The organism is Pseudomonas sp. WS 5412 (assembly GCF_012985615.1).
Taxonomy (GTDB): Bacteria; Pseudomonadota; Gammaproteobacteria; order Pseudomonadales; family Pseudomonadaceae; genus Aquipseudomonas; species Aquipseudomonas shahriarae.
Map to the genome: position 1 here is coordinate 132,855 of NZ_JAARMB010000010.1, position 21,778 is coordinate 154,632.

Consider the following 21,778-nt stretch of genomic DNA (forward strand, 5'->3'; position numbering starts at 1 on the left):
GGAGGGGGGGGCGATCATGGAGTCACCAGTTCGTCAGGCACTTCGAAGAAGCCCAGTCGCCCCTTGTACGGCGTGAAGGGTAGCGACTTAGGATCGCGCAACAAGAACCCCTTCTGCCCCATGTACCAGGGCGATCTGCTGGTATCGAGGCTATCGACCAGCTCAACCGAGCCGATGATGCCGCCACGCTGCATGTCGTCACGATCTGGCATAGGCAAGCCACGTTCCGAGCAGTACAGAAGGGCCATGGTGAACTCGTTGTTTGTCATGCCATTGGCGGCGTGCACTAGGAAGCGACCGCGGAACTTGGTGTGCCAGCTGCGGTTTTCGATTTCCTTGCCGCCGTGGATGATCAGCCAGGCCCAGGGCTGGCGAATGGAAAGAGCTTTCATCGGCAACACTTTTCCTTGCCGCTATAGCAGCTGACTTTGAAGGAGGGGGCAAGCGGGAGTTAGCAGGGCTTTATTAGGAACCCTGCTTTGGGGGAGAAAAATCAGAATAGAGAGATTATCCATTTACCTATAGGCATTAATATAATCTTGGCGATAGCTGAGACTGAAGCCACAATTGCCAACCCTGAAATGGGTGTAGTGTATTTCTCGAAAAGGTTCCTGATTTTAAACTCTACTCGCTCTTTGTTGGTAATCCATTCTCTACCATTGAAAAATGTTAAGTAAAAGTCTATGTAATGAATTCCGCTTTTGGCTTTCTTTTTCGTATTTAGGATGTAGGTGAAAGGAGGGTTTTTATAACGCATTTCGGTAATTACGGAGTTCATTCTTTCACTGGCGTCGACAAAGACCGTGCTCTTGTCCCAATGTGAAACGCTGATCGCATCCAAAGTCATGCGAAAGCCATCCCCTTCGATGCTTTGCTCAGTGTTTCCCCATGCAAGATCTTTCTCGTTCTCTAATCCTAAGCCGCATTTAACAAGTGATGTTTCTGAGCTGAAAATATCCGAGGATATATAGCATTGAATTTTCGCATCGCTGATTTCTCCGTAGCCAGTTATATATTGTTCGAAAGTTAATTTTTCTCCGGCATTAATTACGGTTTTGCTTATTGTTGTAGCAATATTATAAGAGCCTGGCGCTTCTGAGTTGGCGTGGGATCTGGGGCTTTTCATTTTTGCAAAGTTGAACGTTCTGCGAGGGGTGACCATCGGCTCAGGCATGACAATTCCTTAATTATGACAAGGCAGAGGAGGGCGGCTGAACGTGCCGAGCTCAACAAGTTACACCGGATCATCGACGGTGTCGCATGTCAGATCATGGGCATTCACAATCGTCATGCCGAGGTGCTGGGCAATCAGGACTTCGAGCTGGGCGGCTTTCGATTCTTGCCAGCCGGGCAGGGTGGCCACGGTGTCGCAGTCCATCAGGGCTGCAATGTCGCGGCGCATGCAGTCGCTCCAGGTGCCGCCGTCTGGGTTGATCTCGGCGGGGTTGGTGACGGTGTGGCCGCCGGCGCGCAGGTTGGTGGTCATGGCGTGGAAGGCGGCGAAGTTGAGGTCGGGCAGGCCGGTCATGGGGCCGCTGAGGTAAATCCGTTTCACGGGGAGTCCTTGCCGGGCCATGCCCGGGTGGTGGAGTGGGGGAGGAGTTAAGTCATGTGCGGTTCCGCTACCACGGCTCTTGTCTTGGGCGTGCCGATAATCTCGGCATCAACCAAGCCGGAGCGTTACCGCATGAAACGACTGACCGAGTGGATAAACCTGATCGCTGCCGTTCTTCGCCTTATCACCGTGATCATCCGTACTGGATGGCTTTGAGCTAGGATGGCCCCTTCCTCTAAATGGGCAGGACCATGACCAAGCACGATATTTACGACGAGATCGAAGGCTTTCAGGTTTGGAACTACATGGAGTGCGACAAGGACGAGGAAGGCCGGGAGACCTGGCGTATCAACGTAGAGGTAAAGCGTGGTGGTGAGGTGGTGGTGCCGGTTGTTGCGGGTGACCGAACCTATGTTGACCGTGGCCTGGCGCAGGTGGCTGGGCGTGAGGTCGGGGCCAAGCTGATTGCTGAGCGAGCTTAAAGCTGCAGCAGAAGGCGCCGCCCGAACCAGCGGAACACGCTTGCGTCGCAGCTTGGATACCGCCGCACACGCTACCGTCGGTAATGGGCATTGGAGTTCCTTGATGGCATAGTGGTGCCATTCATGGGAGGAAAGTCATGACATCAGCTTTCAAGTACGCAGAACAAAAATTCAGTGAATCGTTGTTGATGCAAGGAGGCGTTCGGATCGGCACGCTTCACGACTTTCGTAAAACCGAACACAAAGACGGGGTTTCTGACGCTTTAGAAGGGATTAAAACAGTTAGGCACTATGTTGAAAAGTCAACTACACGGGATGTCGATAGTATTCATACTCGAGCATTAACAGCGTTTGGAGCTGTTAATGTTGGACCTAACTGTGAAGTCACTACAACAGATTGTCACTTTGTACGTGAATTCAACCATCCAAATATGTTTGTTCATTGCATGTCTAATGTTTACTCGAAAAAAACTGCTGATCAGTTTGAAGGTGTTGATTCCTGTGTTGAGGTGACTGACCTTAGGGCATTCTATTGGCATCTGACACAAGCTCTAGTAGCTGTAGCTCCAGTTGTTCGGTTTCTCGGCGTCTATAAAGTTAAGTATATGAGTCGAGACCAGAGTTGGAACGGCTTTGATTGGGACGACTCAGTAAATCCGGCTTTAATAAAAGAATTTAAGTTCTCTGAACAGTCCGAACTTAGAGCTTGCTGGTGGCCAAGTGAAGGAGCTGTAATTGAGCCCGTTATTTTAAAATGCAAGGAAATAACAAAATATTGTGTATCAAGGCCAATGCCTGTTTATTGATTGAGATTGGTATGACCTTCAATGCCACCCTCATCGGCTGGCGTGATTCGTTGATATGGGGTATTACGGGTGACCGGCATGGAGCCGGTTCAAGGAGATCAAAATGACGAAGCGCGCTCAGCCGTTGTTCACCGTGAAGCAATACGCAAGCCACGTCCCATTCATTTGCATTGAATATGCGACTGCTGACGACGGTATGCCGACCGAATTGTTCGGTTTTGACGTTAAGCCTGGAACGTCGTTTGCTCGGGCCTTGGAGATCGCCCAATACATGAACGATAATCTCGGCGACTTCACAGTTACAGAGTGACCGTAGGCATCCAGTGTAATGGGTAGGGCTGGATCAAGGCGTGTTGCTAGCCCCGCAGTACCGGCAGTCTTCGCGATAGCGCTGCGCGTCACTGATAAACCGGCCGCAGCCGTGACAATTGAACATCATCATTTTGGGCTTCTTCGGCTTGGCCAACTTGATCCCGGTGCCGCGCAGGGCGTCTTTGATATTCACGTCGTCGCGTTCGACCAGCCGGCGGCTATGCTCGTCGATGTATAGCCTGGGCCAGACCACTGCACCTGATTGACCGAGCTTACCGATCCAGGTCACGGTTAGAGCTCTCGGCACTACGATTGCCTTCGACAGGTCGCTTGTGAGCACGCCATCTTCGCAAAGCCAAATCAGGTTGTTGCCGTTCCAGCACTGCGGCTTCTGGATGTAAAACTCGGGTGCGTCAGGGTGCCTGTTGAGCGCCTCGCTCAAGGTCACATTCTGGCAGTCGACACCAATACGCGCCCGGGCATCGACGTAGGCCTTGGGCCAAGGAATGTCAGTGTCGCGGTGATCGCAAGCGCCATCACGGGTGAACACTTGGGCCTTGGCCAGGTCGGTGACATATCCGGAGCCGGCAAAGCCCCAGAACGACAACCCGTCGCCGACGTAGGCATGGTTGCGGCTGTCTTGCAGGTAGAACTGATCGTCCATGGATTATATCCAGTCAGGCGCTGCCCTCGTTATCGGAGACAGCGATAGTGGCTATTTATGTATTCAGTCTGATTAAATGATCGAAAATGACCAAGGAAAGGCAATGAAAGAACCAGAAAAGCCCATCGCACAGGCGGACGATAAGCTTGCTGCAGCAAAGCGCGTTTACGAGCAGTGCATCACAATTAGAAACTTCGAGATTGGTCAGTTAACTAACCGCAACAACTTTTTAATGATTTTTCAAGGCGTGTTGTTTGCCGGATTGGTGCAATCCTCCGGCGCATTCCCAGTCGTGTCATTCATGGCTTGCGTCACCGGCGTGCTGGTCTCGTGGTATCAGACAAAAATCGCAGCAGGCGCAAAGTATTGGCAGGAGCATTGGGAGGCAGAGTTGAGGGAGTCAGAAATAAGACTTCTAGATATTTTGAAGCTTGAGCGAGATCGTGAGCCCGTGCGGCTCTTCTCTCAGGAGCAGAGCGAGATCCGAATGGCAGTTCGCAACAGGCTTGAGAAGGGCGGAACAGGATTATTCATGAGATCGCTGATCTTAGAAAAATTCTCTGTGAGTAAAGTTCCCATCCAACTGGGTATATCCCTTACCGTTGTATGGATGATTTTATTAATTTGCACTGTGAACTTTGGCGATTGCATTTCGGTGCCGAGTTTCATTACGGGATTCAAAAGGTGAGCTGCGATCACTGCACAAAGCGCTAATCAACTGTCTCAGGCCTTATAATTTCGTCGCCAGAGTACTTTAGAGCCGCGCTTAAGCTTTGAGCTTGAAATAATCGCGCCACTTTTTCGCTAATCACGATTTCGTGGCGCGGATAGCTCAAGAAGGCCGCAAGCTCTTCGTCGGTCATCAAGTCCATTTTCATGATGGCGATCTGCAGAACCTCGCTGATGATCGGCGTCTTGCCTCTGGCGCAGATCCGCTCCATGGCCTGCTCGATTCCAGGCCTGACCTTGTGCCGCAATTCTTTCTCGGCGACCGCCAAGCGCTTATGCGCAGCCTTGGCCGATCGTTCCTGAACAGTCTTGGCCATGGCCTACCTCTTCTATTCCACTGGCCGGCAGTGCGAGCCAGGTTTGACGTTTGCGTTGCTGGGTGCGGGCTATGCGGCGCATGGTCAGGCTCCCAGGCGGTGGGCTTGCGCCCGCGCCTTGTCTGCGACCTCGTCGACCATGCGATTGAGTTCCAGGTTGAACTGGACCAGCTCCTTGTGCAGGTTTGCGATGTAGTCCTCGTCGCGGTAAATCGTCTCGATGTAGAGCTGACACTCTTCATCCTGACGGGAATCGAACGAAATGAAGTCCCACCACTTGCGACCCGTAACGAACATGCATCCCTGAATCTGTGGGATGTGTTCTTCGGGCATGCCTTCGAGCCAGGTCCTGATGTGAATTGCTTCGTTGAAAGGGCACTTTGATTCAGTTCCTCCGTCATCGTTGATCAGGCCGTCGGGAGAACAGCCAAGCCAGTCGTACTTGGGGTGGACGATAAATTCTGAGGGAAGGACGATGTTGCCGGTCAGCATTTCGTAGGCGTCCTGGGCCTTTTGTTCTTCGGCGTGCCCCCATTTCAGGGAGGCGCTGCTGACGTTGTGTTTGGACTTCTTTGCCAGCCGCTCGAAGCACAGTTCGCGCATGTATGAGGTGCGCGCGCCCATCGGCTCGCGCTTCCCATGTTTGTCAGGTTTTCCCCAGGCCAACACGTCTTTAAAGCGGCTGGCTGTCACTCGGCCAGATCGGTCTGCATGCCACTTGTCCGTGCCCTGAAGCTCAGTTCTCACTACGCGGCCTCCTCTGAATGGGGCTGGTCTGCGTTGGAGCCGCTCATGTCGGTGAAGTCAGCATCAACGGTCGCCGCCATGCTCTTGAGTGCTTCGTGGCATTCAAGACCGATTGCCGCTCGCTGCTTCGGCTTGAGGCTCGCCCAAGCTGCCGCGTAGGCTTCAATGTCCTGGCGCTTCGCGACGACCAGAAGGTCCGCAAATACTCCGTCGATGTCAGGTGATGGAGATTTAGGCCCGAACGACACGCTTGCCGCGGCAGCGGTGTTCGCAGTCTGTTTGGCGGGGGTGATATCGATCTCGCCGCCGTACGAGTCCTCGAATTCGTCAGGGGTGTAAACACCAAGGATCACGTCAGGGCAGAAGAGTCGCGCCCATTTTTTGGTGACCAGGTATGCGATTTGCTGCTTCGGGTCTTCCGCCCAGAGCGTAGAGTTGCGTGTGCGAACCTGGGTTAGCAACAGCTCAAGAGTGCGCGGTTCGTCTTCGCCTTTGAAGGTTGCCCAGACCTTGATCCCGAGGCCTTTTTCGTCGTCAAAGCTCCAGGCCGGGACACGATACTTTTTGGGCTCGCCTGTATCCTCGTCCTTCTTCGTTTTGCTGGTGACTTCGCGCATCTTCCCGATGACGTTTTCCCAGGAGCCGAACCACTCAAAGTTCAAGCGACCTTTGACCGGCGCCTTGGCGGTGATCACTGCGTTCACGAGCTGGGCCTCATAGCTCAATGCGCCACCGTTGACGATAAAGGTCTTCTGCGCCACCGCGAATGGGTTCATCTGCCATTGCATCGCTTGCAGCACTACCGCCATGCAGTCAGCCTGGTTGCCCTTGAGGTGCTTAGGGACTGTTGTAACGCCCTTTGACATCATCATCGCGAGATCGCTCATCGACTTCATGGTGCCCGGGTCGAGGATGAGTGCTGCAGCGTTGTGCGATGGGTCGTGGTAAGTGGCGAGGCCGGTTTGTGCTTGGGTGTCTGTATCGGTCATAACGCTCTCCGTAGCCAGCATGGGTTGTGCTGGCCGTCAGATGGAAAGGGTGGTTAGAAGCTGAGGGCACGCAGCCAAGTGCGAGCGGTGTCGATGTCAACGTCGAAGCCCAGGGCGACCACTTCGACAATTTCTTCAGCCGGGGGTGTAGTCGGGTCTACGTTGATGGAAGCCATGGCGGCGGCGACTACTGCAACAGGCGCAGTTTCAACTTCCTTTTCGATTGGAGCGGCAGCGACAGCCGCTACTGGAGCAGGCGCGGCAGCCTGGGCGCGCAGACGGGCCAGCTCTTCCTGGTCGCGCTGATACTGTGCCTCGCGCTCGCGCTGCTGGCGTTGTTGCTCTTCCTGCTGCTCACGCTGCTGACGTTGCTGAGCCTCCATGTCACGGCGTTGCTGGTCTAACTCATCCTGTTGCTGCTTCAAGCGCTTGCGGTCTTCTTCTGCGCGTTGTTTGCGCAGCTCTTCAGCCTCGGCGTCGGCGATTCGCTGCTTCTCGCGCAGCTCATCAAGCTCCTTTTGCTGGGCCAGTAGCTTTTCGGCGGCCGCTTCGCGCTCCAGGGCAGACTTGTGCAGCACTTCCAGCTGATCAATCGCGTTGTCGCGAGCGATGGTGGCTTCAGCTTCAAACTCGCCATACTCCTCGGGCAGGATCACCGCTTCCTTGACGCCCTGCAGGATGTTAGAAACGTCGGCTGCGCTTCGGCTTGCATAGGCGGCAGCGACAGCGCTGAAGCGGTTGATTTTTGCCCGGATGGCTTCGATGCGCTCTTGTTCAAGGCGCTCCTTCTCGGCCTTCGCATCGGCGATACGCTTTTCTTCGGCTTTGATGGCTTCATCAACTGGCTCTTCCAGGACCAAAACTCGAGCCTTCAACGCCTCGCCAAAATCCTTGACCTGATTAACTCGGGCCTGTGCTTCTTTCACCTTCTGCTGGTATGGCACCAGTGCTGTCTTGGTAGTGTTCGCCAGGGCATAGCGCACGTCGCGGATGTCAACGCGAACCTCTTTGGCATTTGCCAAACCTTCGCTCGTCGAGCAATCAACGACCAGCTTCGCGTAGGTGGTCTCCAGGCGAACGATCTGCTCTTCATGCGGCTGATATTCGACGATGTCGGTGATCGAAACAGCAGGCGCTACAGATTTATGCACTTCTTGAGCCTCAGATGTTTCGAGCGATTCTTGTGCGAGTGCTTTGTTGGCATTTTTGGACATGACGATCCCTCGCCGCGCTTGGCGCAGCATTGAAAGTGGTGTGGGTCAGCAGAGTTATGCGGCGGAAACGGTAGAGGCGTTGTGTTTGGCGTAGATCTGGTCAATTTTCGCCTGGTAATGACGGTGCTCAGCTTCGTCGATGGCTCTCAGCATAAAAGCCAGGGTTATGCATGACCGCGCCGCAGCGCTGGCATTTTCCTTACCCAGATCCCGGATCAGGTTTTCTATCTCGGCCTCTATCCAGCCCGCGGCTATCTGGTGGTCTCGCTGGGCGATGTTCATTCAGCACCCCTTACTGGCGGGCAGATCAGTTCCATCTGCCCCATGGCTACGCTGATACGCAGCTTTAAGCTGGCGCGTTCTGTGAGGTGACGCGCCTCACGCTCTGCCAGGTCATCTGCCGTGTACTCGTGGAACAGATCGATATGCTGAGTCTTTCCGAAGTTGGGCAAGTCCCAGCGCCTGTCGGATTCGCGGGCCTGGGCGCTATCCGCGTAGCTTGTTTGCATGACGAGACTCCAGGGAGCGGGCAAGGGCACAGGCTTCGTTGTGATTGCGACGGAACCCCTTCACCTTTCCAGTGGAGGCTTCGACGACGTGGAAGAACTCGTGGCCCGCTGGGACTACGCGGTAGCGGGGGGAGTTCTTTGGCGTGCTGGAGCCGACCATGCCGAGACAAAAGGCTATGGAGATATTGCGGCGTTGGTTCATTGCAAGTGCTACATCGCAGTGAGCTTGGTGACTTTGGATCATGGTCGCCTCCAGATTGGCGGATTGTTCACCTGTATTCGTCAACACTCATGCCTCCCGCTGGTTGCTGATGGGCGCGGGGGAGGAGTGCTGACGTAATAGAGTCTGGGAAGGGGCCGCGGGAATGCCGGCGGAAGAACGTCAACAGTCTGCTAGGATTCAGGCTGCTGTCCGGGAGAAAGGCAGATCCTTTTTGCCCGTTATGAATGACTACTTAGGGAAAAGACATGTCGGTCTACACAGTTACCATCCCGTGTTTCGCGCAAATGCTGCGAGCTTTATCGTCACTTTTGTCTAAGGGCGAGGCTTCTGCTCTAGAGCGTGGCTACGACTCGCAAATTCTGCTTGGAGCCCGGCTAGCACCGGATATGCACGATCTAGCCCGGCAAATTCAGTACGCTTGCACTCAAGCTCAGGAGGCGGTGCAGCGGCTTACACAGCGGCCGGTTAGTTCGCTCGCCCCTCCGGAAAATATGGCGGCAGCGAAGGAGCTAATCAAACGCACTTTGGTAGTTATTGAATCAGCAGACCGAGCTCAGATAGAGGAAGGGGCCGAGCGTAAAATCGCTATCGAGTTACCAAACGGCATGGCCTTCGATATGACCGGCAGCGAATACGCAGTGAACTGGGCTACTCCACAGTTTTACTTTCACCTGGTCACGGCTTACAACATCTTGCGCAATAACGGTGTACCTCTCGGGAAAGCCGATTATGTACAGCACATGTTTGCTTACCTGCGACAGTGATCTTGCTGTTTGAAGCCCGGTAGAACAGCCAGGCCAGCTGCTGGCGACTGCCTGGGTTTGCGTGCCTATCAGGCGAACAGCTCGGCACATTCCGCTCGGCGCACCATCCGCACCTGAGCCATCCGCCTCTCCGGCGCCCGGCGATCACGACGCAGCGAGTCGTCACTGATCATCGAGTGCATGGCGATCAGCGCCGCCAGCACAAAGCACACCGGCGTGATGATCTGGCGCTTCATGGCCTCAGCCACCAAAGCAGTGCGCTTCGTCACGCCCAGCTTGAACATCGCATTGGTCAGGCGCTTCTTGACTGTGCCTGCCTCAATGCCTGCCTCTCGGGCAATCTCTTTCGAGGTGAATCCCTGGGCAATCCATAGCAGAAACTGAAGCTCTCGCGGCGCAAGGCCACGTCCGAGGTGACCCTTCCATGCGCCGTTGATGATTGTTGCTTCCATCGTCGTGACTCCCGGGTTGGTTTCCCGTTAGGCCCTGTTGCCAAGGCCTATCGGTGAAACCCCCGGCCTCGCTACTGGCGACAGGCCGGGGTTGTTGCGTCAGCGATGTGGCCCCTTGCCCGCTGCTGATTGCAGGGCTGGCCGGTCGTCTTCGTGGGTGGGCGGCGAGCTTCCTCCTCACGGCGTCAAACAGCATCTGTTCGCCGTGGATCACAGGTCCTTACAACATGCACGCTACAGCTCTGAATGCCCTGGTTGAGTGGGGCAGGGTGCATGAGGTCCGGCGTTCCCAGCCGAGGCTATCGGGACTGCTAATTCTGTTCAGTTGAGTCTCCCTTCTGCCGCTGGGATTCGCGGGGCGCATTGCTTGCCAGGTCATTCGCACGGTTCGAGCGTTTCGCTCTCGATCAGCCGTACAGGGTTCTCCTGTCGTGGGCGGGCTATCTGACCCGTCTGATCGCCGGTCGCCGGTAGAGGCAATGCGGTCTGTTGGTATTTCTGTATTTCGCTGACTGTTAAAGAGCGGCGCAGCTCTCGCTGCTGGCCGGCGATGTTCGTTGCTGGCATGGACGCAAATATAGGCAATCCCATATTTGTCGTCAATGGGTATTCCCATATTTTTTGCGGGAGACAATAAAAAGCCCGCTCACTGGCGGGCTCATTTAGGAATCGCAGTACTCACGCCAGCCGATCCTTACGGCACCGTCATCCAGGTGCTCGATTCTGATGCCGGCTGTGTCGCCGATATCTTGGATGACCTGGCGCCAGGCTTCAGGGCTTTCATCGTCGCGCCTGGATACCTCGACCAATTGAATCCGCTGTACCCGGGGAGAGGCGATCAAGCCTTGCAGGCGGCGGCCAACAAGCTCGTAGGAATTTCGTGGTTTTGATGCGGAGTAGGGTGCCTGGTTCATGCTTCGCTCCTTGCGAGTACTGTATGCATACACAGTATTGGTGCTGACATATCTTGGCAAGAGGGCGGCAGGAAGTTCTATGCGTAAATGCATATATCGCATGATCATGGGGCTTATGAAAACCGCGAAGAAGCTTTTTGTCGAATAGATGTCTAATTGCCATCATTTCGATACAATCGCGCCCGGCTGAGCATCAGCTATGCCAATGACGGCGCAACGGAGTGATTGTATGAAGATGGGGAAGGTGGCGGGTGCCATCGCTTTTGCTGCAATAATTACTCTGGCCGGCTGCGCTAGCATTGTGAGCGACAGCAAGCCGAAAGTTGGCCTTTACAGCCTGCCTACAAACGCCAACTACGTAATCAAAAACAGCAGCGGAGACGTGCTGCTGAGGGGCGTTACGCCAGGCACCGCGATTTTGGAGACTAGCCGAGGCTACTTCAAAAGCCAAAGCTATACCGTCACCTTCCAGAAGGAAGGCTACACAGAGACAACTGTTCCTTTGAAATCGACTGTTAGCGGTTGGTACTGGGGCAACCTGCTGATTGGCGGCTTGATAGGAATGCTGATCGTTGACCCACTCACAGGCGCCATGTACACGTTGCCAGAGGACGCCACTGGAAAGCTGAGCGCTTCGAGTCTTGTACCTTCATCGCAGCCGCAAGCCTCAGCCGCCTCGCAATAAATCGCAGACAAAGAAAAGCCCGCGATGGGGATTAGCGGGCTTAAAGGGATGTTCTTTAGGAGCTGGGGTAACCATAAGCGCCCGACTGTGAAAGGGATGTGAAAAGTTGCGCTCAGTAGGATGTCGCGATTGCCTTGGCGAGTTGCATATCGGACATGAGGGGCGACCTATAGCTCAATCGATAGTGTCGGGATGCTTGCTCAAACTGTGCGCCGCGAATCTCTCCATCCGACCCAATGAATGCCAGAGCGTCGGTCTTCGCCGATGTGAAAACCTTCGGCGGCTCGGTCGTGAGGGACGTGGTCGCCCCAATTAAAATGGTTGGCGCGGAAATTGTGAGAAATATCGCGGCAGCGATAGGGTTGGCGCCATCACCTGATACGGCCTGCGTGCTGACCGATGCCAGTAGGGCTATCGCCAGTGTCTTCCATGACTCCATGCTTCATTGGTTCCATTGCGATCTAAGGGCGCCACAATAGCAGGGTAGAGGCTCGCCAGAAACAAGAAGCCCGGCGCTGGGCCGGGCTCGATGTAACCGCGTCAGAAACTAACGATGCTTGTTCTTGTGTTTATGCTTGTTGTTGCCTTTGTGCTTCTTACCATCCGACCGATGATTGCTCTCATCATCCGCCAGGTTGTTTCCAAGCGCGCCACCCGCAGCGCCGCCGAGACCTGCGCCGATCGTCGAGCCAGTTGTGCCGCCGAGGCGATTACCAATTAGTGAGCCGCCAGCCGAGCCGATACCGCCACCTAACGCAGCTTCGGCTCTATTGCCTTTTTGAGCACCAACAGCACTACCCGCAGCACCACCTACGCCTGCGCCTACCGCCGCGCCTGTCGAACCCCCGAGCTGTTGGCCTACGATGTTGCCTAGAGCACCACCAACGCCGCCTCCAAGAGCGGCTGTGCCATCTCCGGCTGCCATCGCTCCTTGCGAAATGAGGACACCCAAAGCTAGGGCGGGTAGTGTCATTTTCATTTTGTGAACCTCTATGGGTTGTCAGCAGGCGCTCACGGTTTAAAGCACGCCTAGCATTAGGACTAGACTCAAAGTTTGAAGTTCTCTAAGGGCGGTGCCTACAGGTGAATGGTTGTAACAAGATATGCCGCGAAGGATTCGGCTACGCAGGGCGGGCTTAAGCGGGTGCTAAAATTTGGGATGACCAAAGGAGCCCGAGTGTTAAAGGGGAGGTACAAGAAGCCCGGCGCTGGGCCGGGCTTAGTTTAAAACCTCATCGTCGATTGCAGGTCTATTCCCTGTGAGGGGTTCACTGCTTCAACGAACATCAGTCTCGGTCGCCCAGAAGCATCACATTCATACTGACCTTCAACTAACACTTGGGCGCCCAACAGCTTCTGACCTTGCTCGCTTGTGACTGTAGGCATCACGCAACGCACCGTCCCTATGTCAAGCACGTTCCGAAGATGAAATCTTCCCGAGTCCAGGTCTATTTCTCGGACCTCTCCGACAAAGCGGCCAAATTTTTTGATGTTGGTAACCGGCTTCTGCAATGCGTCCCTTAGAACCACCCGCTCACGAGCAGTGAGAGAAGCTACTCTGGCGTCCGGCGAGGAAATATCGACAGTGTGAATGCCTGCCCGGCCGGTTGGCGATAGCTTGAATACGGTCTCAAGGCTCGCATCACGCATAGCGGGATCGGGGATCAGTTCATTGATTGCGCCACTAACCCTTTCATCCCCAATAAATTCAGGGATAGCGGGCAATTGTCTGATGGCCTGCTTCAGTACAGAAAAGATCAGTTCAGGCTCGTCGCTGTCGAGAATGGAAGGAATTTCAGAAAGAGTGAAGCCGGCATAAATGCTGCCAGGTGCGAAGCCGGTGAATCGAAGATCCAGGTTATTCGACAGTTTCTTTGCGTCGCGGTCAGAAAGGTCAAAAATGGATCGAGCAAGCATCTTCAGCTGTTTTTCTGCAGAGCCACAAAGCCAGTTAAAAGCATGGAGTCCAGGGGTTGAGGATGCGGTGGAAGGGCCTTCGGCATGGAACACCAGATCTGAGGTGTCATAAATTTTGGCCAAAGGCATCTCCTCTTCGTAGAGATCACGAAGCTTGCCTTGAAGAAACTCGATCATTTGGCCCAGTTCGACGCCGTGAGCAATCTGCGTCTGCTTGGCTGCGACGATCTGGTCCTGAAACACTGACGCCCTTTTATGGACCTGTTCTACCCAAGTTCCCATGCTTCCACCTCAATTACGCCGCGCGCGTCCTTTTCGTGAAGCCCCTTGTCATGCGCTGTTTTGGGGCCGACGTACTGAAAAAACTGTCCTAGATTCATGCACCCTGCAACCATCAGACTGACATAGAAATCAGCCCTAAAGGAGTTCTTGATTCGAGCGTTCTCAGCTGAATTGTTTAAAGCCATTAGCTGAACGTGGGCGATCACCATAGGGGATGGCAAGTATACGGTCGCCTCTATATCAGCGGGGTGCTCTTTGTCGGAGAAAAAACTACCACCAAGCACCAACTGAAGCCCAAACGCTTTTCCTCGAAGCTCACCGTCAAAGAACGTTTTGACTTGGTAGTAGAGATCTGACCTGTGCTGATTGAACAGAAAGCGTTGCTCAATATCGCGCAAGGTCCCGACATGGATGCCACCAGGGAGCAACCCTCTGGCATCTAGTGCAGGTATAGGCATCCAATCCTCTTAGCTGATTCCTGTCAATTTGGTTTCCGCTCGTCCGCGCTGTTTGCTGGGGCGGCGAAGCATTTGGAGCTCAGTAAAACTTCTGCAGCGCCTGCACAACCACGCCCACGATCCGGCAGTTTTCGTCGACGGCCTCAATTGGGTAGCTCGGGTTCAGCGGTTTCAAGAATAATCGGCCGCCGTCGCTGACAAGCTTCTTGAATGTGGCTTCATTGCTATCCGGTAGCTTGGCCACCACCAGCTTACCTGGCGCGACCTCAGCCTCGGTGTCTACTAGGATCAGCGTGCCCTCGGTGATGCTTTGGCCGGCGGGGGCTGTCATCGAGTCACCTTTCACCTTGAGCCAGAACGCTGTGCCCTTGGAGTCGTACTCCGAGAACTCATAGCTGTCCGAGAAACCGGCCGGGTAGGGCTCGACGGCCTCTGCCCAGGCGCCGGCGGCAACCCAGCTGATTACTGGGTAGCGGAATGACTTGTTGGGCTGGGCGGCAATTGAGATGTTCGATTCAGCAGAGCCTGCACTCGACCCTGGGGCCAGCATTGGTCCGATCTCATCGGAAAGCCATTTGGCGCTCACCCCGCATGCATCGGCGATCTTAACGACGTGCGCGGTGGCTTTCGATTTTCCACGCTCAAGGTCAGAAATCGACGTCTGCGTGATACCAGCTTTAGCGGCCAATTCGCCCTGATTGAGCTTGGCGTGCCGGCGCGCTGTCTTTAAACGGTCTTTGAATTCCATTCCGCGAGTATTACGGGTGCTCCCATATCCTTGCAAATCGGTATTCCCATAACCTACTATATGGGTATTCCCGTATGGAGGGGCGATATGAACACTATTTACAAAGACCTCGTTGCCTTCATTGGCACCCAGGAGGTCACCGCTGAAAAGCTCAAGGTTGATCAAAGCACCGTTTCCGGTTGGGTTCGCGGGAAGCACGGCATGTCTCCAGTGGTTGCCAAACGAGCAGAGGCGGTGACCGGAGGTGCTTTCAAAAAAGAGTCCCTTTGTCCTTCGTTTCCCTGGGCCGAGATGGCCGCCTAAGCGAGATCTCTATCCGCAAATCCGTGTACCCAGTATCGGCCCAGACGGTCTGCGAAGTAAGAAACCTGAGGTCGCTGGAGTTTTATCCAGTGGGTTTTGAGAGGGCGAAACGGGGAGTAGGGCGGGCAGGTTGGCGCTTCGGCGCTGAATTACAGGCACAAAAAAGCCGACGTACGAGGTCGGCTGATTCGATAACACTTTGTGAGGCCGATTGTATGCAAACCCAGCCATATATCAATAGCTCTACCAATCTCGCGCCACGTTTTTCGCAGTCTGAAAACGTGGCGCGCAAATGCTCGTATTCAGTTCGACTGGCGGCCTGACATGCAATACACCGTCACGATTAGCCAGGTGAAGGCGCTGGAGTGGGGGCTGAATTCTCAGCAGGCCCTGCTGTTTGCCTTTGTCGGAGGTGCGGTATGAGCATGACCCTCATGGTCGCCGCGATGAAACTTCGCGTCGGCAATCCATTGCGCAAGCTGGTGCTGATCAAGCTGGCCGACAACGCCAGCGACGTTGGTGAGTGCTGGCCGTCCTATCAGCACATCGCCGATCAGTGCGAGATTAGCAAGCGCTCTGTCATGAACCACATCACAGCCCTGTGTGAGGCGGGATTGCTACGTAAGGAAATCCGTAAGGGGGGGCCGAAGGGAAACTCGTCGAACGTTTACTTCCTAACCCTCGAGGGAGGTGGTGCACCTCCTGCACCAGGGGTAGTGCAGCAAATTCACCAGGGTAGTGCAGGAGGTTCACCCCCTAGTGAATCTCCTGCACTAGGGGGTAGTGCAGCAGATGCACCCAGAATCAGTAACTCTCTTGAACCAGTCATGGAACCGGTCATTGAACCAATTACGCCCCAGGCTACCGCCAAGGTCGTGACGGGGCAGGTCGTGCAATTCGTTCCGCAGCAACCACGAGTTGAGATTCCTGCCGACATGCCGGGGCCGAAGGACCAGGCCTGCAAGACCTTCAAGGTCTGGGCGAACTACGCCATGGCCTACCGCAAGCGCTACAGCGCCTGGCCGGTTTGGAACGCCAAGGCTGGCAAGCAGATGGCGTTGCTCGTCGACAGACTGGGCGCCGACGTAGCCCACCACGTCGCTGCGCATTACCTGAAAACCAGCGATGCCACCGTCCTGCGCAAATGCCACAGCATCAACGAGCTACTGGCCAACGCCGAGAGCTACCACACCCAGTGGGTGACCGGGCAGCGCGTCAACGGCACAACCGCCCGCCAGATGGAACGAACCGAGGCCAACCTGTCCGCAGCGGAGCAGGCCGCGCAGATGGTTCTGGCAAAACGCCAAGCAGGTGACCGCAATGAATACCTCTGAAATGAATGACCAGCAGGTTGCCGGGCTAGCCGCCGCCATCTGCGCCACAGCCGAGGCCATGGGCCAGGAAATGAACCCAGGCACTGCCGCGATGATGGCTGAAGACCTATGCGCCTACTCGGTGCCTGTCGTCAAAGCCGCGTTGAAGGCGTGCCGCTTCGAAGTGAAGGGCAAGATGGCTATGGCTGACATCCTGCAACGTGTCCAGACCTCCGACGGCCGCCCCGGGAAGGACGAGGCCTGGGCCATCGCCATGACCACCAACGACGAATTTGAAACCGTGGTGCTGACCGACGAGATCCAGCTGGCTCTGGCTGCTGCGAAACCCATCTTGGATGGTGGCGACAAGATCGGTGCTCGCATGGCGTTCATTGACGCCTACCAGCGGTTCGTGAGTCAGGCCCGTGAGGATGCGAAGCCGGTCAACTGGCACGTGTCCGTGGGCTTCGACACCAACCGTCGAATCCAGGCCGTAACCAAAGCAATGGAGCTGAAGCGTATTCCCCGCGAACATGGCCAAAAGTACCTGGCAGACCTGAGCGTCGAGCCGGTCACCGAAGACGGTCGCGCGATCGCTGGCTTGCTCACCGGTACCGTCACCCGGCCGGAACCCGCTATTCGCGCAAAGCTTGAGATCGTTAAGAGCTCGATGCTGGAAATGCGCAAGGCCAGCGCAGAGCGGAAGGATGAGATACGGATTGCAGCGGCCAACGAGTTGGCGGATCGCCGGGCGCTGCTGATCAAGCAGGTCCAGGAACTGGAAGAGAAGAGGGCGGCGCAATGACCAAGCCAGCGAAGCCTCGCCCGATGCCCGTGTACCTGGTGCTGCGCCGCCTAGTTGATCCTGCCACCGGCAGGGAGGTGGCCGCGTTCGTGCCGTCCTCCGACGCTGACCGGTCGATTCTTCGTGAGCGTGATTTCCGGATCAATACCAAGATCCGCGCCGAACTTAAGCAGCCGCGCAATCCTCGGTTCAACGGATTGGTCCACGGCCTGGGCCGGGTACTGAGCCAGAACATCGATCGGTTCTCTGGCAAGCAGTCCCACGACGCAATCAAGGCACTGCAACTTGAGTCGGGCGTGTACTGCGACGAGGAGCAGTTCGACATCCCTGGCCTGGGCCAACTCACCCGCAAGACACCCCGCAGCCTTTCCTACGATTCGATGGGGGAGGAGACATTCCAAGACTTCTGGCGCCAGTGCTGTGCGTACCTGGTACTGCATGACTGGCCGACGCTCACGGAAGAGCGCCTGACCGAAATGGCAGAGTTCGAAGCATTCAAGGAGGCCGCATGAAGCGCACCCCATTACAACGCAAAACCCCGCTCACGTCCGGAGGGCCACGCCGCAAACGCTGCCCAGAGTGCCGAGTGATGTTCACGCCTGCCCGCGGCTCGCAGGCGGTGTGCGGCGAGATCGAGTGCGCCATCGCTTACGGTAAGTCGGAGAAGGGGCAGGCGAGCGCCAAGAAGGCCCTGGCGGATGTCGGTCGCCGCGAGATCAAGGTGCGCAAAGAGGCGCTGAAGACCCGGGCGGACCACATGAAGGACGCAGAGAAGGCCGTGCGCGACTACCGGCGCACCTACGAGTTGAGCATTGGTAGCGGCTGCATCAGTTGCGGCGAGTCGCAGGAATCAATCCTCAACGCCCAGGGTTGGAAGACCGGCGGTGCTTTCGATGCAGGCCACTTCCTCGGTAAGGGCGCCCGGCCAGAGTTAAGGCTGGTGCCCAGCAATATCTGGCTCCAGTGCAAGAGCTGTAACGCAGGGTCGTCCAAGTTCGCCCGAAAGGGCCAAACGGTTTCGCAGGCGTTCCGGGAAGGGCTGATCGGCCGCATCGGCCTGGAGGCTGTCGAGGCGCTGGAAGCCGACCACGCGCCGCGCAAGGAAACCATGGAGCAACTGAAAGCGATCACCGCCGAATACAGGGCAAAGACCAGAGAACTGAAGAGGGCTGCCGCATGACCTATCGCAACGTTGTTTCAGCAGTAGTTCGAGCCCTTGCGGCCGAGACCATCACTTCCGCCGGCGGCTGCGACTTTGAGCCCAAGGTGCAGTGTGCCAAGCAGAAGGGGGAGATCGTCGGAAAGGAAGCGATGTTTCTCCAAGATTGCTGGGTGTTCGGTCGGCTGCATAAGGCGCTCACCCCGGCGCACTGGCGGGCACTTGTGGCGAAGTATTCGACGCATGAGGAACGAAAGCACGGCGCGATTCTGGAGTTGCTGAACTCTGTGAAGACGCCGGCGCCGAAACGATTCCGGGAGTGTGCCGTGCTGACCTGGGCTATTCCGCAGGTTGCCGGTGCCGAGGGCAAGCGCTCCGCCGCAGTGCTGCCGGCAGCCTGGTACGACATCAACAACTGGGACAATGACGGCAAGCCGGAATCGACCCGGTACCGGTGGCGTTCGTCGATCCGCAAGGCGCTGGATGACCAGGTGAATGAGGCTCTCACTGCCGCTCAGGAACTGCTTGATGCGGAAGGCTTAATCGAAAGTTGTGCGGCATAGCAAAAAGCCATTGCAATGAGTGAGAAAGTGAGAGAGTATTTACCCATCCTGTCGATCTTGCGCGTTGAGGTTGCACAGTAAAGCCCGGCATGAAGTCGGGCTTTTTCATGTGAGGCAAAGGACGATGCGAACTCTCTTACTTCTCGGAATGTTGCTCTCGCCATTGGCATTCGCCGACCTAACCGAGCCCTCGCATGACTGCAACCAGCCAGACGTGCCGTACGAGTTTCAAGACCAGTACGAGCGTGACCAATTTCAGGCTGATGTTGAGGAATACGAAACGTGCATAACTGACTTCGTAGAGGAGCAGCAGGACGCAATTCGGAAGCATAAGTCGGCGGCCGATGACGCCATTGAAGAGTGGAACTCGTTCGCTCGATCGACATAATCGCTACGTATTTTTCTAAGCCTCGCCAAGTGCGGGGCTTTTTATTGCTCGCCGAAAAGACAATGCAAAAGGAATTTGCAAATGTTGAAAGAATTCAGGTGCGGTAACTGCAAAAGACTTCTCGCCCGTACGGGTGGGTTTACAGAGCTCCAGATCAAATGTTCCCGATGCGGGACGTTGAATCATGTGAAGGCCGCGAGCCTCGAGCAATCGCCTTTGAGCGACATGAAAGCGGAATCCTCCGCGAACAATCATTCAATTCAAAGGTGAAAAATATGAACGCAGTAAAAGTTGGTAAACACTTCGGCAATCTGTTTCCGAAGGGTGTTGTACAGATCGTCTCGCCAGCCGAAAACGTGAACGGTCTGACCATCCAGACGGCCTCCATCGACCCAACCAGCGGGTACGTCAATCTGTACGCCTCGGAGACAGCGCCTAGCATTACCGGTGACGCCAGTACTCGCATGATTTTCAATGGCAATGGTCCGGCTGTTGCGAACAGCCACTCCCAAGTTCTCCTTCCGGCTCCACTTTTCGTACCTGCTGGTATGGGGCTATGGGTGACCGCTGGCTCCTGGATCCCAGGTATTACCGCTACTGGATCTCTGGCCATCACCTGGGACCTGGTTGCATAAAGGCTATCTGTAGCCACTGACCCGGCCATGTGCCGGGTCTTCTATCTAGTGATTTTTATCTTTGGGTTTCGCCCAGACCGGCAAAAGCCTTTTTGATCATGCCTACGGAGTCGAGCGCATGGAGTATCTACAGCGCCTGCTCGACAAGATCGACAGGTTCGAATTGCTTATCGCGGGCCTTGTTGGAGCTGTGATCGCCAGTTGGTGGCACAAGGACGACTTGAACGACTGGCGTGCCTGGATGATCTTCCTCATCACCGGCATGGCCTGCTCAATCTACCTCACGAGCATGGTTAGCACCTATCTGGGTGTGACCGAGCCGAAGATCGTCGCCGGCATCGGCTTCCTGCTGGGTGCATTCGGCGGCTCGCTCCTGGCGGCCATCAATCGAGCCATTAAATCCGCTGATCTCTGGGCGCTCATTCGCCAGCGGTTCGGGGGAGGCAATCCACCATGAATCTAGAACTGATCAACTCCATCGCCTGCGGCCTAATCGCGCTGTGGGCAGCCTGGTGCGTACTGAGCGGGAAGGTGCGGGACGGCATCCTCGGGAAGCTGATCTACTCGACGATCGCCATAACCGGGTTCGTTTTGATGGTGCGCAGCCAGAACATCTTCTTCGGCCCGACTACCGCCGGCCTGACGCTGCATGTCGCCTTGGCTCTGGCCGGTGCACGGCACATCTTCATGGTCACGTACTGGCGGCGGGTGAAGGTCTGGCTATGCCGGACGCTGAACTGCGAGCACTGCATGCACTGTGACAAGGTGCCTGGTGGGATTGAGCGCCGGAAATCGTAGGCCGCGACACGTTTCGCGAATAGGGAAATCGTGCCGCGAGGCTATGGATGCAATATCAGAGTTGTAATGCTTTGCAGGTTGGGGAGTTAAGGACGGACTCTAGCTTTTCAGTTCGAGCTTCACTTGATAGGGAGTCTAGCTTCCACTCAGATTCGATTTCGTGCCTTAGCTCAGTGGTCTTCGAAGGCGAAATATCAAAGTGCTCATTCGTGGCGATTATCTTTGAGTGCGCCTGTATCAAATTCCAGGATAGGTCGCGTTTCAATAATTCTGCAGATATCGAGCATTGAACGATCGATTTGTACTGGTTGCTTTCCTCCGAACAACCTGCGAGCACCAAAACGCCGATAAAGGTAACTACGAGTTTTTTCACAAAATCACCTGAAGATAGTGGGCTGACAGTGATAGCGGCAATCGGCCATCAATTCAAGCGAAAGAGTTGACTCATGACAATCAAGCAACCCAACTGGGAGGCAATCGAACGCGCCTACCGGGCCGGTTCGCTTTCCATCAGAACTATCGCTGAGCGCCAAGGCGTGAGCGATACGGCAATTCGGAAGAAAGCCAAGGTCCAAGGATGGGCGAGAGACCTTTCTGACCAGGTGCGCAAAGAGGTTCGCAGCAAGCTGGTTCGCGGAGAGGTTCGCAACGACCAAGGCGCGAACTGCGAACTTGACGCCGAGATCATCGAAGAGGCCGCAGAAGAGGGCGCTCGGGTGGTTCGCAGTCATCGCCGAGACATTCGCAAAGCCACGAACCTCGCGAACCTGCTGATGGATGACTTGCTCAACACCATCCAGCGCCGCGAAGAGATCGAAGACGCGATCATCGACGAGACCGACGAGGACAATAACGGCATGCGCCGTGCCTCAATGCTCGCTGCTGTTGCGCTGCCCAGCAACTCCAAGACCTTGTTTCAGCTTTCCTCTGCAATGAAGAACCTGCAAGTCCTTGAGCGGCAGGCATTCAGCCTGGACGAGAAGGAGAAGACGGACGACGCCGACGAGATCTCGAAGATGATGGACGAATTATCACAGGACGCCTGAT

At 55.6% G+C, this 21,778-nt stretch carries 35 protein-coding genes and 1 pseudogene; 18 read left to right on the forward strand and 18 right to left on the reverse strand.

Annotation, left to right across the window (positions count from 1 at the left end; translation table 11 throughout):
* Positions 1–14 precede the first annotated feature (14 nt).
* The 3 genes from HBR94_RS15315 to HBR94_RS15325 form a co-directional block, all read right to left on the reverse strand.
* On the reverse strand, positions 15–392 hold the full coding sequence (locus tag HBR94_RS15315) for an ASCH domain-containing protein (RefSeq protein ID WP_170045104.1): 378 nt from the start codon (positions 390–392) through the stop codon (positions 15–17).
* A 101-nt stretch (positions 393–493) separates the two neighbouring features.
* Positions 494–1,174, reverse strand: coding sequence for a hypothetical protein (locus HBR94_RS15320; RefSeq protein WP_170045105.1), 681 nt, complete (start codon positions 1,172–1,174; stop codon positions 494–496).
* Positions 1,175–1,234: 60 nt separating this feature from the next.
* Entirely contained in the window at positions 1,235–1,555 is a 321-nt protein-coding gene (locus HBR94_RS15325; protein WP_170045106.1) for a DUF4406 domain-containing protein, read from the reverse strand.
* Between the two features lie 251 nt (positions 1,556–1,806).
* Between HBR94_RS15325 and HBR94_RS15330 the strand changes: the two genes are divergently transcribed.
* The 3 genes from HBR94_RS15330 (at position 1,807) to HBR94_RS15340 (ending at position 3,153) form a co-directional block, all read left to right on the forward strand.
* Positions 1,807–2,037 carry a hypothetical protein gene (locus HBR94_RS15330; protein WP_170045107.1) on the forward strand — a complete coding sequence of 77 codons (231 nt, stop codon included), beginning with the start codon at positions 1,807–1,809 and terminating at the stop codon, positions 2,035–2,037.
* 137 nt (positions 2,038–2,174) lie between these two features.
* Complete coding sequence (locus tag HBR94_RS15335; protein WP_170045108.1) at positions 2,175–2,843, forward strand: hypothetical protein; 669 nt, start codon at positions 2,175–2,177, stop codon at positions 2,841–2,843.
* A gap of 103 nt (positions 2,844–2,946) precedes the next feature.
* Complete coding sequence (locus HBR94_RS15340; protein WP_170045109.1) at positions 2,947–3,153, forward strand: hypothetical protein; 207 nt, start codon at positions 2,947–2,949, stop codon at positions 3,151–3,153.
* A gap of 33 nt (positions 3,154–3,186) precedes the next feature.
* On the opposite strand, the gene HBR94_RS15345 is transcribed toward HBR94_RS15340, so the two are convergent.
* Positions 3,187–3,819, reverse strand: a complete 633-nt coding sequence (locus HBR94_RS15345) for a hypothetical protein (RefSeq protein ID WP_170045110.1) — start codon at positions 3,817–3,819, stop codon at positions 3,187–3,189.
* Between the two features lie 103 nt (positions 3,820–3,922).
* On the opposite strand from HBR94_RS15345, the gene HBR94_RS15350 reads away from it, so the two are divergent.
* Positions 3,923–4,507 carry a hypothetical protein gene (locus HBR94_RS15350; RefSeq protein ID WP_170045111.1) on the forward strand — a complete coding sequence of 195 codons (585 nt, stop codon included), beginning with the start codon at positions 3,923–3,925 and terminating at the stop codon, positions 4,505–4,507.
* 22 nt (positions 4,508–4,529) lie between these two features.
* Here HBR94_RS15350 and HBR94_RS15355 read toward each other — a convergent pair whose 3' ends face one another.
* The 7 genes from HBR94_RS15355 to HBR94_RS28710 form a co-directional block, all read right to left on the reverse strand.
* Positions 4,530–4,865, reverse strand: coding sequence for a hypothetical protein (locus tag HBR94_RS15355; RefSeq protein WP_170045112.1), 336 nt, complete (start codon positions 4,863–4,865; stop codon positions 4,530–4,532).
* 84 nt (positions 4,866–4,949) lie between these two features.
* Positions 4,950–5,612, reverse strand: coding sequence for a lambda exonuclease family protein (locus HBR94_RS15360; RefSeq protein WP_057442113.1), 663 nt, complete (start codon positions 5,610–5,612; stop codon positions 4,950–4,952).
* Positions 5,612–6,601 (reverse strand): RecT family recombinase, encoded by a 990-nt coding sequence (locus HBR94_RS15365; RefSeq protein WP_170045113.1) that lies wholly within the window; start codon positions 6,599–6,601, stop codon positions 5,612–5,614. The genes HBR94_RS15360 and HBR94_RS15365 overlap by 1 nt, the downstream gene beginning before the upstream one ends.
* Before the next feature lie 53 nt (positions 6,602–6,654).
* Complete coding sequence (locus HBR94_RS15370) at positions 6,655–7,815, reverse strand: hypothetical protein (protein ID WP_178112862.1); 1,161 nt, start codon at positions 7,813–7,815, stop codon at positions 6,655–6,657.
* A 54-nt stretch (positions 7,816–7,869) separates the two neighbouring features.
* Positions 7,870–8,097, reverse strand: coding sequence for a hypothetical protein (locus HBR94_RS15375; RefSeq protein ID WP_170045114.1), 228 nt, complete (start codon positions 8,095–8,097; stop codon positions 7,870–7,872).
* Positions 8,094–8,324, reverse strand: coding sequence for a hypothetical protein (locus HBR94_RS15380; RefSeq protein WP_170045115.1), 231 nt, complete (start codon positions 8,322–8,324; stop codon positions 8,094–8,096). Before HBR94_RS15380 ends, HBR94_RS15375 begins: the two co-directional genes overlap by 4 nt.
* Positions 8,302–8,568: a hypothetical protein gene (locus HBR94_RS28710; RefSeq protein ID WP_262383399.1), complete on the reverse strand. Its 267-nt coding sequence runs from the start codon at positions 8,566–8,568 to the stop codon at positions 8,302–8,304. Before HBR94_RS28710 ends, HBR94_RS15380 begins: the two co-directional genes overlap by 23 nt.
* A 224-nt stretch (positions 8,569–8,792) precedes the next feature.
* Here HBR94_RS28710 and HBR94_RS15385 point away from each other — a divergent pair, with 224 nt between their 5' ends.
* On the forward strand, positions 8,793–9,311 hold the full coding sequence (locus HBR94_RS15385) for a DUF1993 domain-containing protein (protein WP_170045116.1): 519 nt from the start codon (positions 8,793–8,795) through the stop codon (positions 9,309–9,311).
* Between the two features lie 68 nt (positions 9,312–9,379).
* Here HBR94_RS15385 and HBR94_RS15390 read toward each other — a convergent pair whose 3' ends face one another.
* Complete coding sequence (locus HBR94_RS15390; protein ID WP_170045117.1) at positions 9,380–9,763, reverse strand: helix-turn-helix transcriptional regulator; 384 nt, start codon at positions 9,761–9,763, stop codon at positions 9,380–9,382.
* A 662-nt stretch (positions 9,764–10,425) separates the two neighbouring features.
* Positions 10,426–10,677: a DUF1654 domain-containing protein gene (locus tag HBR94_RS15395; protein ID WP_054898154.1), complete on the reverse strand. Its 252-nt coding sequence runs from the start codon at positions 10,675–10,677 to the stop codon at positions 10,426–10,428.
* 229 nt (positions 10,678–10,906) lie between these two features.
* Here HBR94_RS15395 and HBR94_RS15400 point away from each other — a divergent pair, with 229 nt between their 5' ends.
* The gene (locus tag HBR94_RS15400; protein ID WP_170045118.1) at positions 10,907–11,362 is read left to right on the forward strand and encodes a hypothetical protein; all 456 of its coding nucleotides are present in this window, start codon (positions 10,907–10,909) and stop codon (positions 11,360–11,362) included.
* A 112-nt stretch (positions 11,363–11,474) separates the two neighbouring features.
* Here the strand turns inward: HBR94_RS15400 and HBR94_RS15405 are convergent, their stop codons facing one another.
* From HBR94_RS15405 to HBR94_RS15425, 5 genes are all read right to left on the reverse strand, one after another.
* Positions 11,475–11,801, reverse strand: a complete 327-nt coding sequence (locus HBR94_RS15405) for a DUF2388 domain-containing protein (RefSeq protein ID WP_154907479.1) — start codon at positions 11,799–11,801, stop codon at positions 11,475–11,477.
* A gap of 108 nt (positions 11,802–11,909) precedes the next feature.
* Complete coding sequence (locus tag HBR94_RS15410) at positions 11,910–12,341, reverse strand: hypothetical protein (protein ID WP_081044269.1); 432 nt, start codon at positions 12,339–12,341, stop codon at positions 11,910–11,912.
* Between the two features lie 245 nt (positions 12,342–12,586).
* A complete protein-coding gene (locus HBR94_RS15415; protein WP_170045119.1) occupies positions 12,587–13,561 on the reverse strand; it encodes a hypothetical protein in 975 nt (324 codons plus the stop codon).
* Positions 13,546–14,019, reverse strand: a complete 474-nt coding sequence (locus HBR94_RS15420) for a hypothetical protein (RefSeq protein WP_170045120.1) — start codon at positions 14,017–14,019, stop codon at positions 13,546–13,548. The genes HBR94_RS15415 and HBR94_RS15420 overlap by 16 nt, the downstream gene beginning before the upstream one ends.
* 79 nt (positions 14,020–14,098) lie before the next feature.
* Positions 14,099–14,767: a S24 family peptidase gene (locus tag HBR94_RS15425; protein ID WP_170045121.1), complete on the reverse strand. Its 669-nt coding sequence runs from the start codon at positions 14,765–14,767 to the stop codon at positions 14,099–14,101.
* A gap of 87 nt (positions 14,768–14,854) precedes the next feature.
* On the opposite strand from HBR94_RS15425, the gene HBR94_RS15430 reads away from it, so the two are divergent.
* The 12 genes and pseudogenes from HBR94_RS15430 to HBR94_RS15480 all read left to right on the forward strand — a co-directional run bounded on the left by HBR94_RS15430 (position 14,855) and on the right by HBR94_RS15480 (position 21,777).
* Entirely contained in the window at positions 14,855–15,070 is a 216-nt protein-coding gene (locus tag HBR94_RS15430) for a YdaS family helix-turn-helix protein (protein WP_090291380.1), read from the forward strand.
* A gap of 201 nt (positions 15,071–15,271) precedes the next feature.
* Positions 15,272–15,484 (forward strand): annotated as a pseudogene (locus tag HBR94_RS28970) (phage replication protein); the annotation flags it as partial.
* Positions 15,485–15,489: 5 nt separating this feature from the next.
* Complete coding sequence (locus tag HBR94_RS15435; protein WP_170045122.1) at positions 15,490–16,404, forward strand: helix-turn-helix domain-containing protein; 915 nt, start codon at positions 15,490–15,492, stop codon at positions 16,402–16,404.
* Entirely contained in the window at positions 16,391–17,188 is a 798-nt protein-coding gene (locus HBR94_RS15440; protein ID WP_170045123.1) for a hypothetical protein, read from the forward strand. The genes HBR94_RS15435 and HBR94_RS15440 overlap by 14 nt, the downstream gene beginning before the upstream one ends.
* Positions 17,185–17,700: a hypothetical protein gene (locus tag HBR94_RS15445; RefSeq protein ID WP_128593515.1), complete on the forward strand. Its 516-nt coding sequence runs from the start codon at positions 17,185–17,187 to the stop codon at positions 17,698–17,700. Before HBR94_RS15440 ends, HBR94_RS15445 begins: the two co-directional genes overlap by 4 nt.
* Positions 17,697–18,368, forward strand: coding sequence for a recombination protein NinG (locus tag HBR94_RS15450; RefSeq protein ID WP_170045124.1), 672 nt, complete (start codon positions 17,697–17,699; stop codon positions 18,366–18,368). The genes HBR94_RS15445 and HBR94_RS15450 overlap by 4 nt, the downstream gene beginning before the upstream one ends.
* Positions 18,365–18,910: a hypothetical protein gene (locus HBR94_RS15455; protein WP_170045125.1), complete on the forward strand. Its 546-nt coding sequence runs from the start codon at positions 18,365–18,367 to the stop codon at positions 18,908–18,910. The genes HBR94_RS15450 and HBR94_RS15455 overlap by 4 nt, the downstream gene beginning before the upstream one ends.
* A 463-nt stretch (positions 18,911–19,373) precedes the next feature.
* Positions 19,374–19,568, forward strand: coding sequence for a Com family DNA-binding transcriptional regulator (locus HBR94_RS15460; RefSeq protein WP_170045126.1), 195 nt, complete (start codon positions 19,374–19,376; stop codon positions 19,566–19,568).
* A 5-nt stretch (positions 19,569–19,573) separates the two neighbouring features.
* Positions 19,574–19,933 carry a hypothetical protein gene (locus HBR94_RS15465; RefSeq protein ID WP_170045127.1) on the forward strand — a complete coding sequence of 120 codons (360 nt, stop codon included), beginning with the start codon at positions 19,574–19,576 and terminating at the stop codon, positions 19,931–19,933.
* 118 nt (positions 19,934–20,051) lie between these two features.
* A complete protein-coding gene (locus HBR94_RS15470; RefSeq protein ID WP_003218335.1) occupies positions 20,052–20,390 on the forward strand; it encodes a hypothetical protein in 339 nt (112 codons plus the stop codon).
* Positions 20,387–20,731 (forward strand): hypothetical protein, encoded by a 345-nt coding sequence (locus tag HBR94_RS15475; RefSeq protein ID WP_170045128.1) that lies wholly within the window; start codon positions 20,387–20,389, stop codon positions 20,729–20,731. Before HBR94_RS15470 ends, HBR94_RS15475 begins: the two co-directional genes overlap by 4 nt.
* A gap of 446 nt (positions 20,732–21,177) precedes the next feature.
* Complete coding sequence (locus HBR94_RS15480; RefSeq protein ID WP_170045129.1) at positions 21,178–21,777, forward strand: hypothetical protein; 600 nt, start codon at positions 21,178–21,180, stop codon at positions 21,775–21,777.
* The last annotated feature ends 1 nt before the right edge of the window (position 21,778 follow it).

What these genes read in the sequence shown, in the direction of transcription:
- HBR94_RS15315 (WP_170045104.1), bottom strand. Translation starts at nt 392, where the DNA reads ATGAAAGCTCTTTCCATTCGCCAGCCCTGGGCCTGGCTGATCATCCAC.
- HBR94_RS15320 (WP_170045105.1), bottom strand. Translation starts at nt 1,174, where the DNA reads ATGCCTGAGCCGATGGTCACCCCTCGCAGAACGTTCAACTTTGCAAAA.
- HBR94_RS15330 (WP_170045107.1), top strand. Translation starts at nt 1,807, where the DNA reads ATGACCAAGCACGATATTTACGACGAGATCGAAGGCTTTCAGGTTTGG.
- HBR94_RS15335 (WP_170045108.1), top strand. Translation starts at nt 2,175, where the DNA reads ATGACATCAGCTTTCAAGTACGCAGAACAAAAATTCAGTGAATCGTTG.
- HBR94_RS15340 (WP_170045109.1), top strand. Translation starts at nt 2,947, where the DNA reads ATGACGAAGCGCGCTCAGCCGTTGTTCACCGTGAAGCAATACGCAAGC.
- HBR94_RS15345 (WP_170045110.1), bottom strand. Translation starts at nt 3,819, where the DNA reads ATGGACGATCAGTTCTACCTGCAAGACAGCCGCAACCATGCCTACGTC.
- HBR94_RS15350 (WP_170045111.1), top strand. Translation starts at nt 3,923, where the DNA reads ATGAAAGAACCAGAAAAGCCCATCGCACAGGCGGACGATAAGCTTGCT.
- HBR94_RS15355 (WP_170045112.1), bottom strand. Translation starts at nt 4,865, where the DNA reads ATGGCCAAGACTGTTCAGGAACGATCGGCCAAGGCTGCGCATAAGCGC.
- HBR94_RS15365 (WP_170045113.1), bottom strand. Translation starts at nt 6,601, where the DNA reads ATGACCGATACAGACACCCAAGCACAAACCGGCCTCGCCACTTACCAC.
- HBR94_RS15370 (WP_178112862.1), bottom strand. Translation starts at nt 7,815, where the DNA reads ATGTCCAAAAATGCCAACAAAGCACTCGCACAAGAATCGCTCGAAACA.
- HBR94_RS15375 (WP_170045114.1), bottom strand. Translation starts at nt 8,097, where the DNA reads ATGAACATCGCCCAGCGAGACCACCAGATAGCCGCGGGCTGGATAGAG.
- HBR94_RS15380 (WP_170045115.1), bottom strand. Translation starts at nt 8,324, where the DNA reads ATGCAAACAAGCTACGCGGATAGCGCCCAGGCCCGCGAATCCGACAGG.
- HBR94_RS28710 (WP_262383399.1), bottom strand. Translation starts at nt 8,568, where the DNA reads ATGATCCAAAGTCACCAAGCTCACTGCGATGTAGCACTTGCAATGAAC.
- HBR94_RS15385 (WP_170045116.1), top strand. Translation starts at nt 8,793, where the DNA reads ATGTCGGTCTACACAGTTACCATCCCGTGTTTCGCGCAAATGCTGCGA.
- HBR94_RS15390 (WP_170045117.1), bottom strand. Translation starts at nt 9,763, where the DNA reads ATGGAAGCAACAATCATCAACGGCGCATGGAAGGGTCACCTCGGACGT.
- HBR94_RS15395 (WP_054898154.1), bottom strand. Translation starts at nt 10,677, where the DNA reads ATGAACCAGGCACCCTACTCCGCATCAAAACCACGAAATTCCTACGAG.
- HBR94_RS15400 (WP_170045118.1), top strand. Translation starts at nt 10,907, where the DNA reads ATGAAGATGGGGAAGGTGGCGGGTGCCATCGCTTTTGCTGCAATAATT.
- HBR94_RS15405 (WP_154907479.1), bottom strand. Translation starts at nt 11,801, where the DNA reads ATGGAGTCATGGAAGACACTGGCGATAGCCCTACTGGCATCGGTCAGC.
- HBR94_RS15410 (WP_081044269.1), bottom strand. Translation starts at nt 12,341, where the DNA reads ATGAAAATGACACTACCCGCCCTAGCTTTGGGTGTCCTCATTTCGCAA.
- HBR94_RS15415 (WP_170045119.1), bottom strand. Translation starts at nt 13,561, where the DNA reads ATGGGAACTTGGGTAGAACAGGTCCATAAAAGGGCGTCAGTGTTTCAG.
- HBR94_RS15420 (WP_170045120.1), bottom strand. Translation starts at nt 14,019, where the DNA reads ATGCCTATACCTGCACTAGATGCCAGAGGGTTGCTCCCTGGTGGCATC.
- HBR94_RS15425 (WP_170045121.1), bottom strand. Translation starts at nt 14,767, where the DNA reads ATGGAATTCAAAGACCGTTTAAAGACAGCGCGCCGGCACGCCAAGCTC.
- HBR94_RS15430 (WP_090291380.1), top strand. Translation starts at nt 14,855, where the DNA reads ATGAACACTATTTACAAAGACCTCGTTGCCTTCATTGGCACCCAGGAG.
- HBR94_RS15435 (WP_170045122.1), top strand. Translation starts at nt 15,490, where the DNA reads ATGAGCATGACCCTCATGGTCGCCGCGATGAAACTTCGCGTCGGCAAT.
- HBR94_RS15440 (WP_170045123.1), top strand. Translation starts at nt 16,391, where the DNA reads ATGAATACCTCTGAAATGAATGACCAGCAGGTTGCCGGGCTAGCCGCC.
- HBR94_RS15445 (WP_128593515.1), top strand. Translation starts at nt 17,185, where the DNA reads ATGACCAAGCCAGCGAAGCCTCGCCCGATGCCCGTGTACCTGGTGCTG.
- HBR94_RS15450 (WP_170045124.1), top strand. Translation starts at nt 17,697, where the DNA reads ATGAAGCGCACCCCATTACAACGCAAAACCCCGCTCACGTCCGGAGGG.
- HBR94_RS15455 (WP_170045125.1), top strand. Translation starts at nt 18,365, where the DNA reads ATGACCTATCGCAACGTTGTTTCAGCAGTAGTTCGAGCCCTTGCGGCC.
- HBR94_RS15465 (WP_170045127.1), top strand. Translation starts at nt 19,574, where the DNA reads ATGAACGCAGTAAAAGTTGGTAAACACTTCGGCAATCTGTTTCCGAAG.
- HBR94_RS15470 (WP_003218335.1), top strand. Translation starts at nt 20,052, where the DNA reads ATGGAGTATCTACAGCGCCTGCTCGACAAGATCGACAGGTTCGAATTG.
- HBR94_RS15475 (WP_170045128.1), top strand. Translation starts at nt 20,387, where the DNA reads ATGAATCTAGAACTGATCAACTCCATCGCCTGCGGCCTAATCGCGCTG.
- HBR94_RS15480 (WP_170045129.1), top strand. Translation starts at nt 21,178, where the DNA reads ATGACAATCAAGCAACCCAACTGGGAGGCAATCGAACGCGCCTACCGG.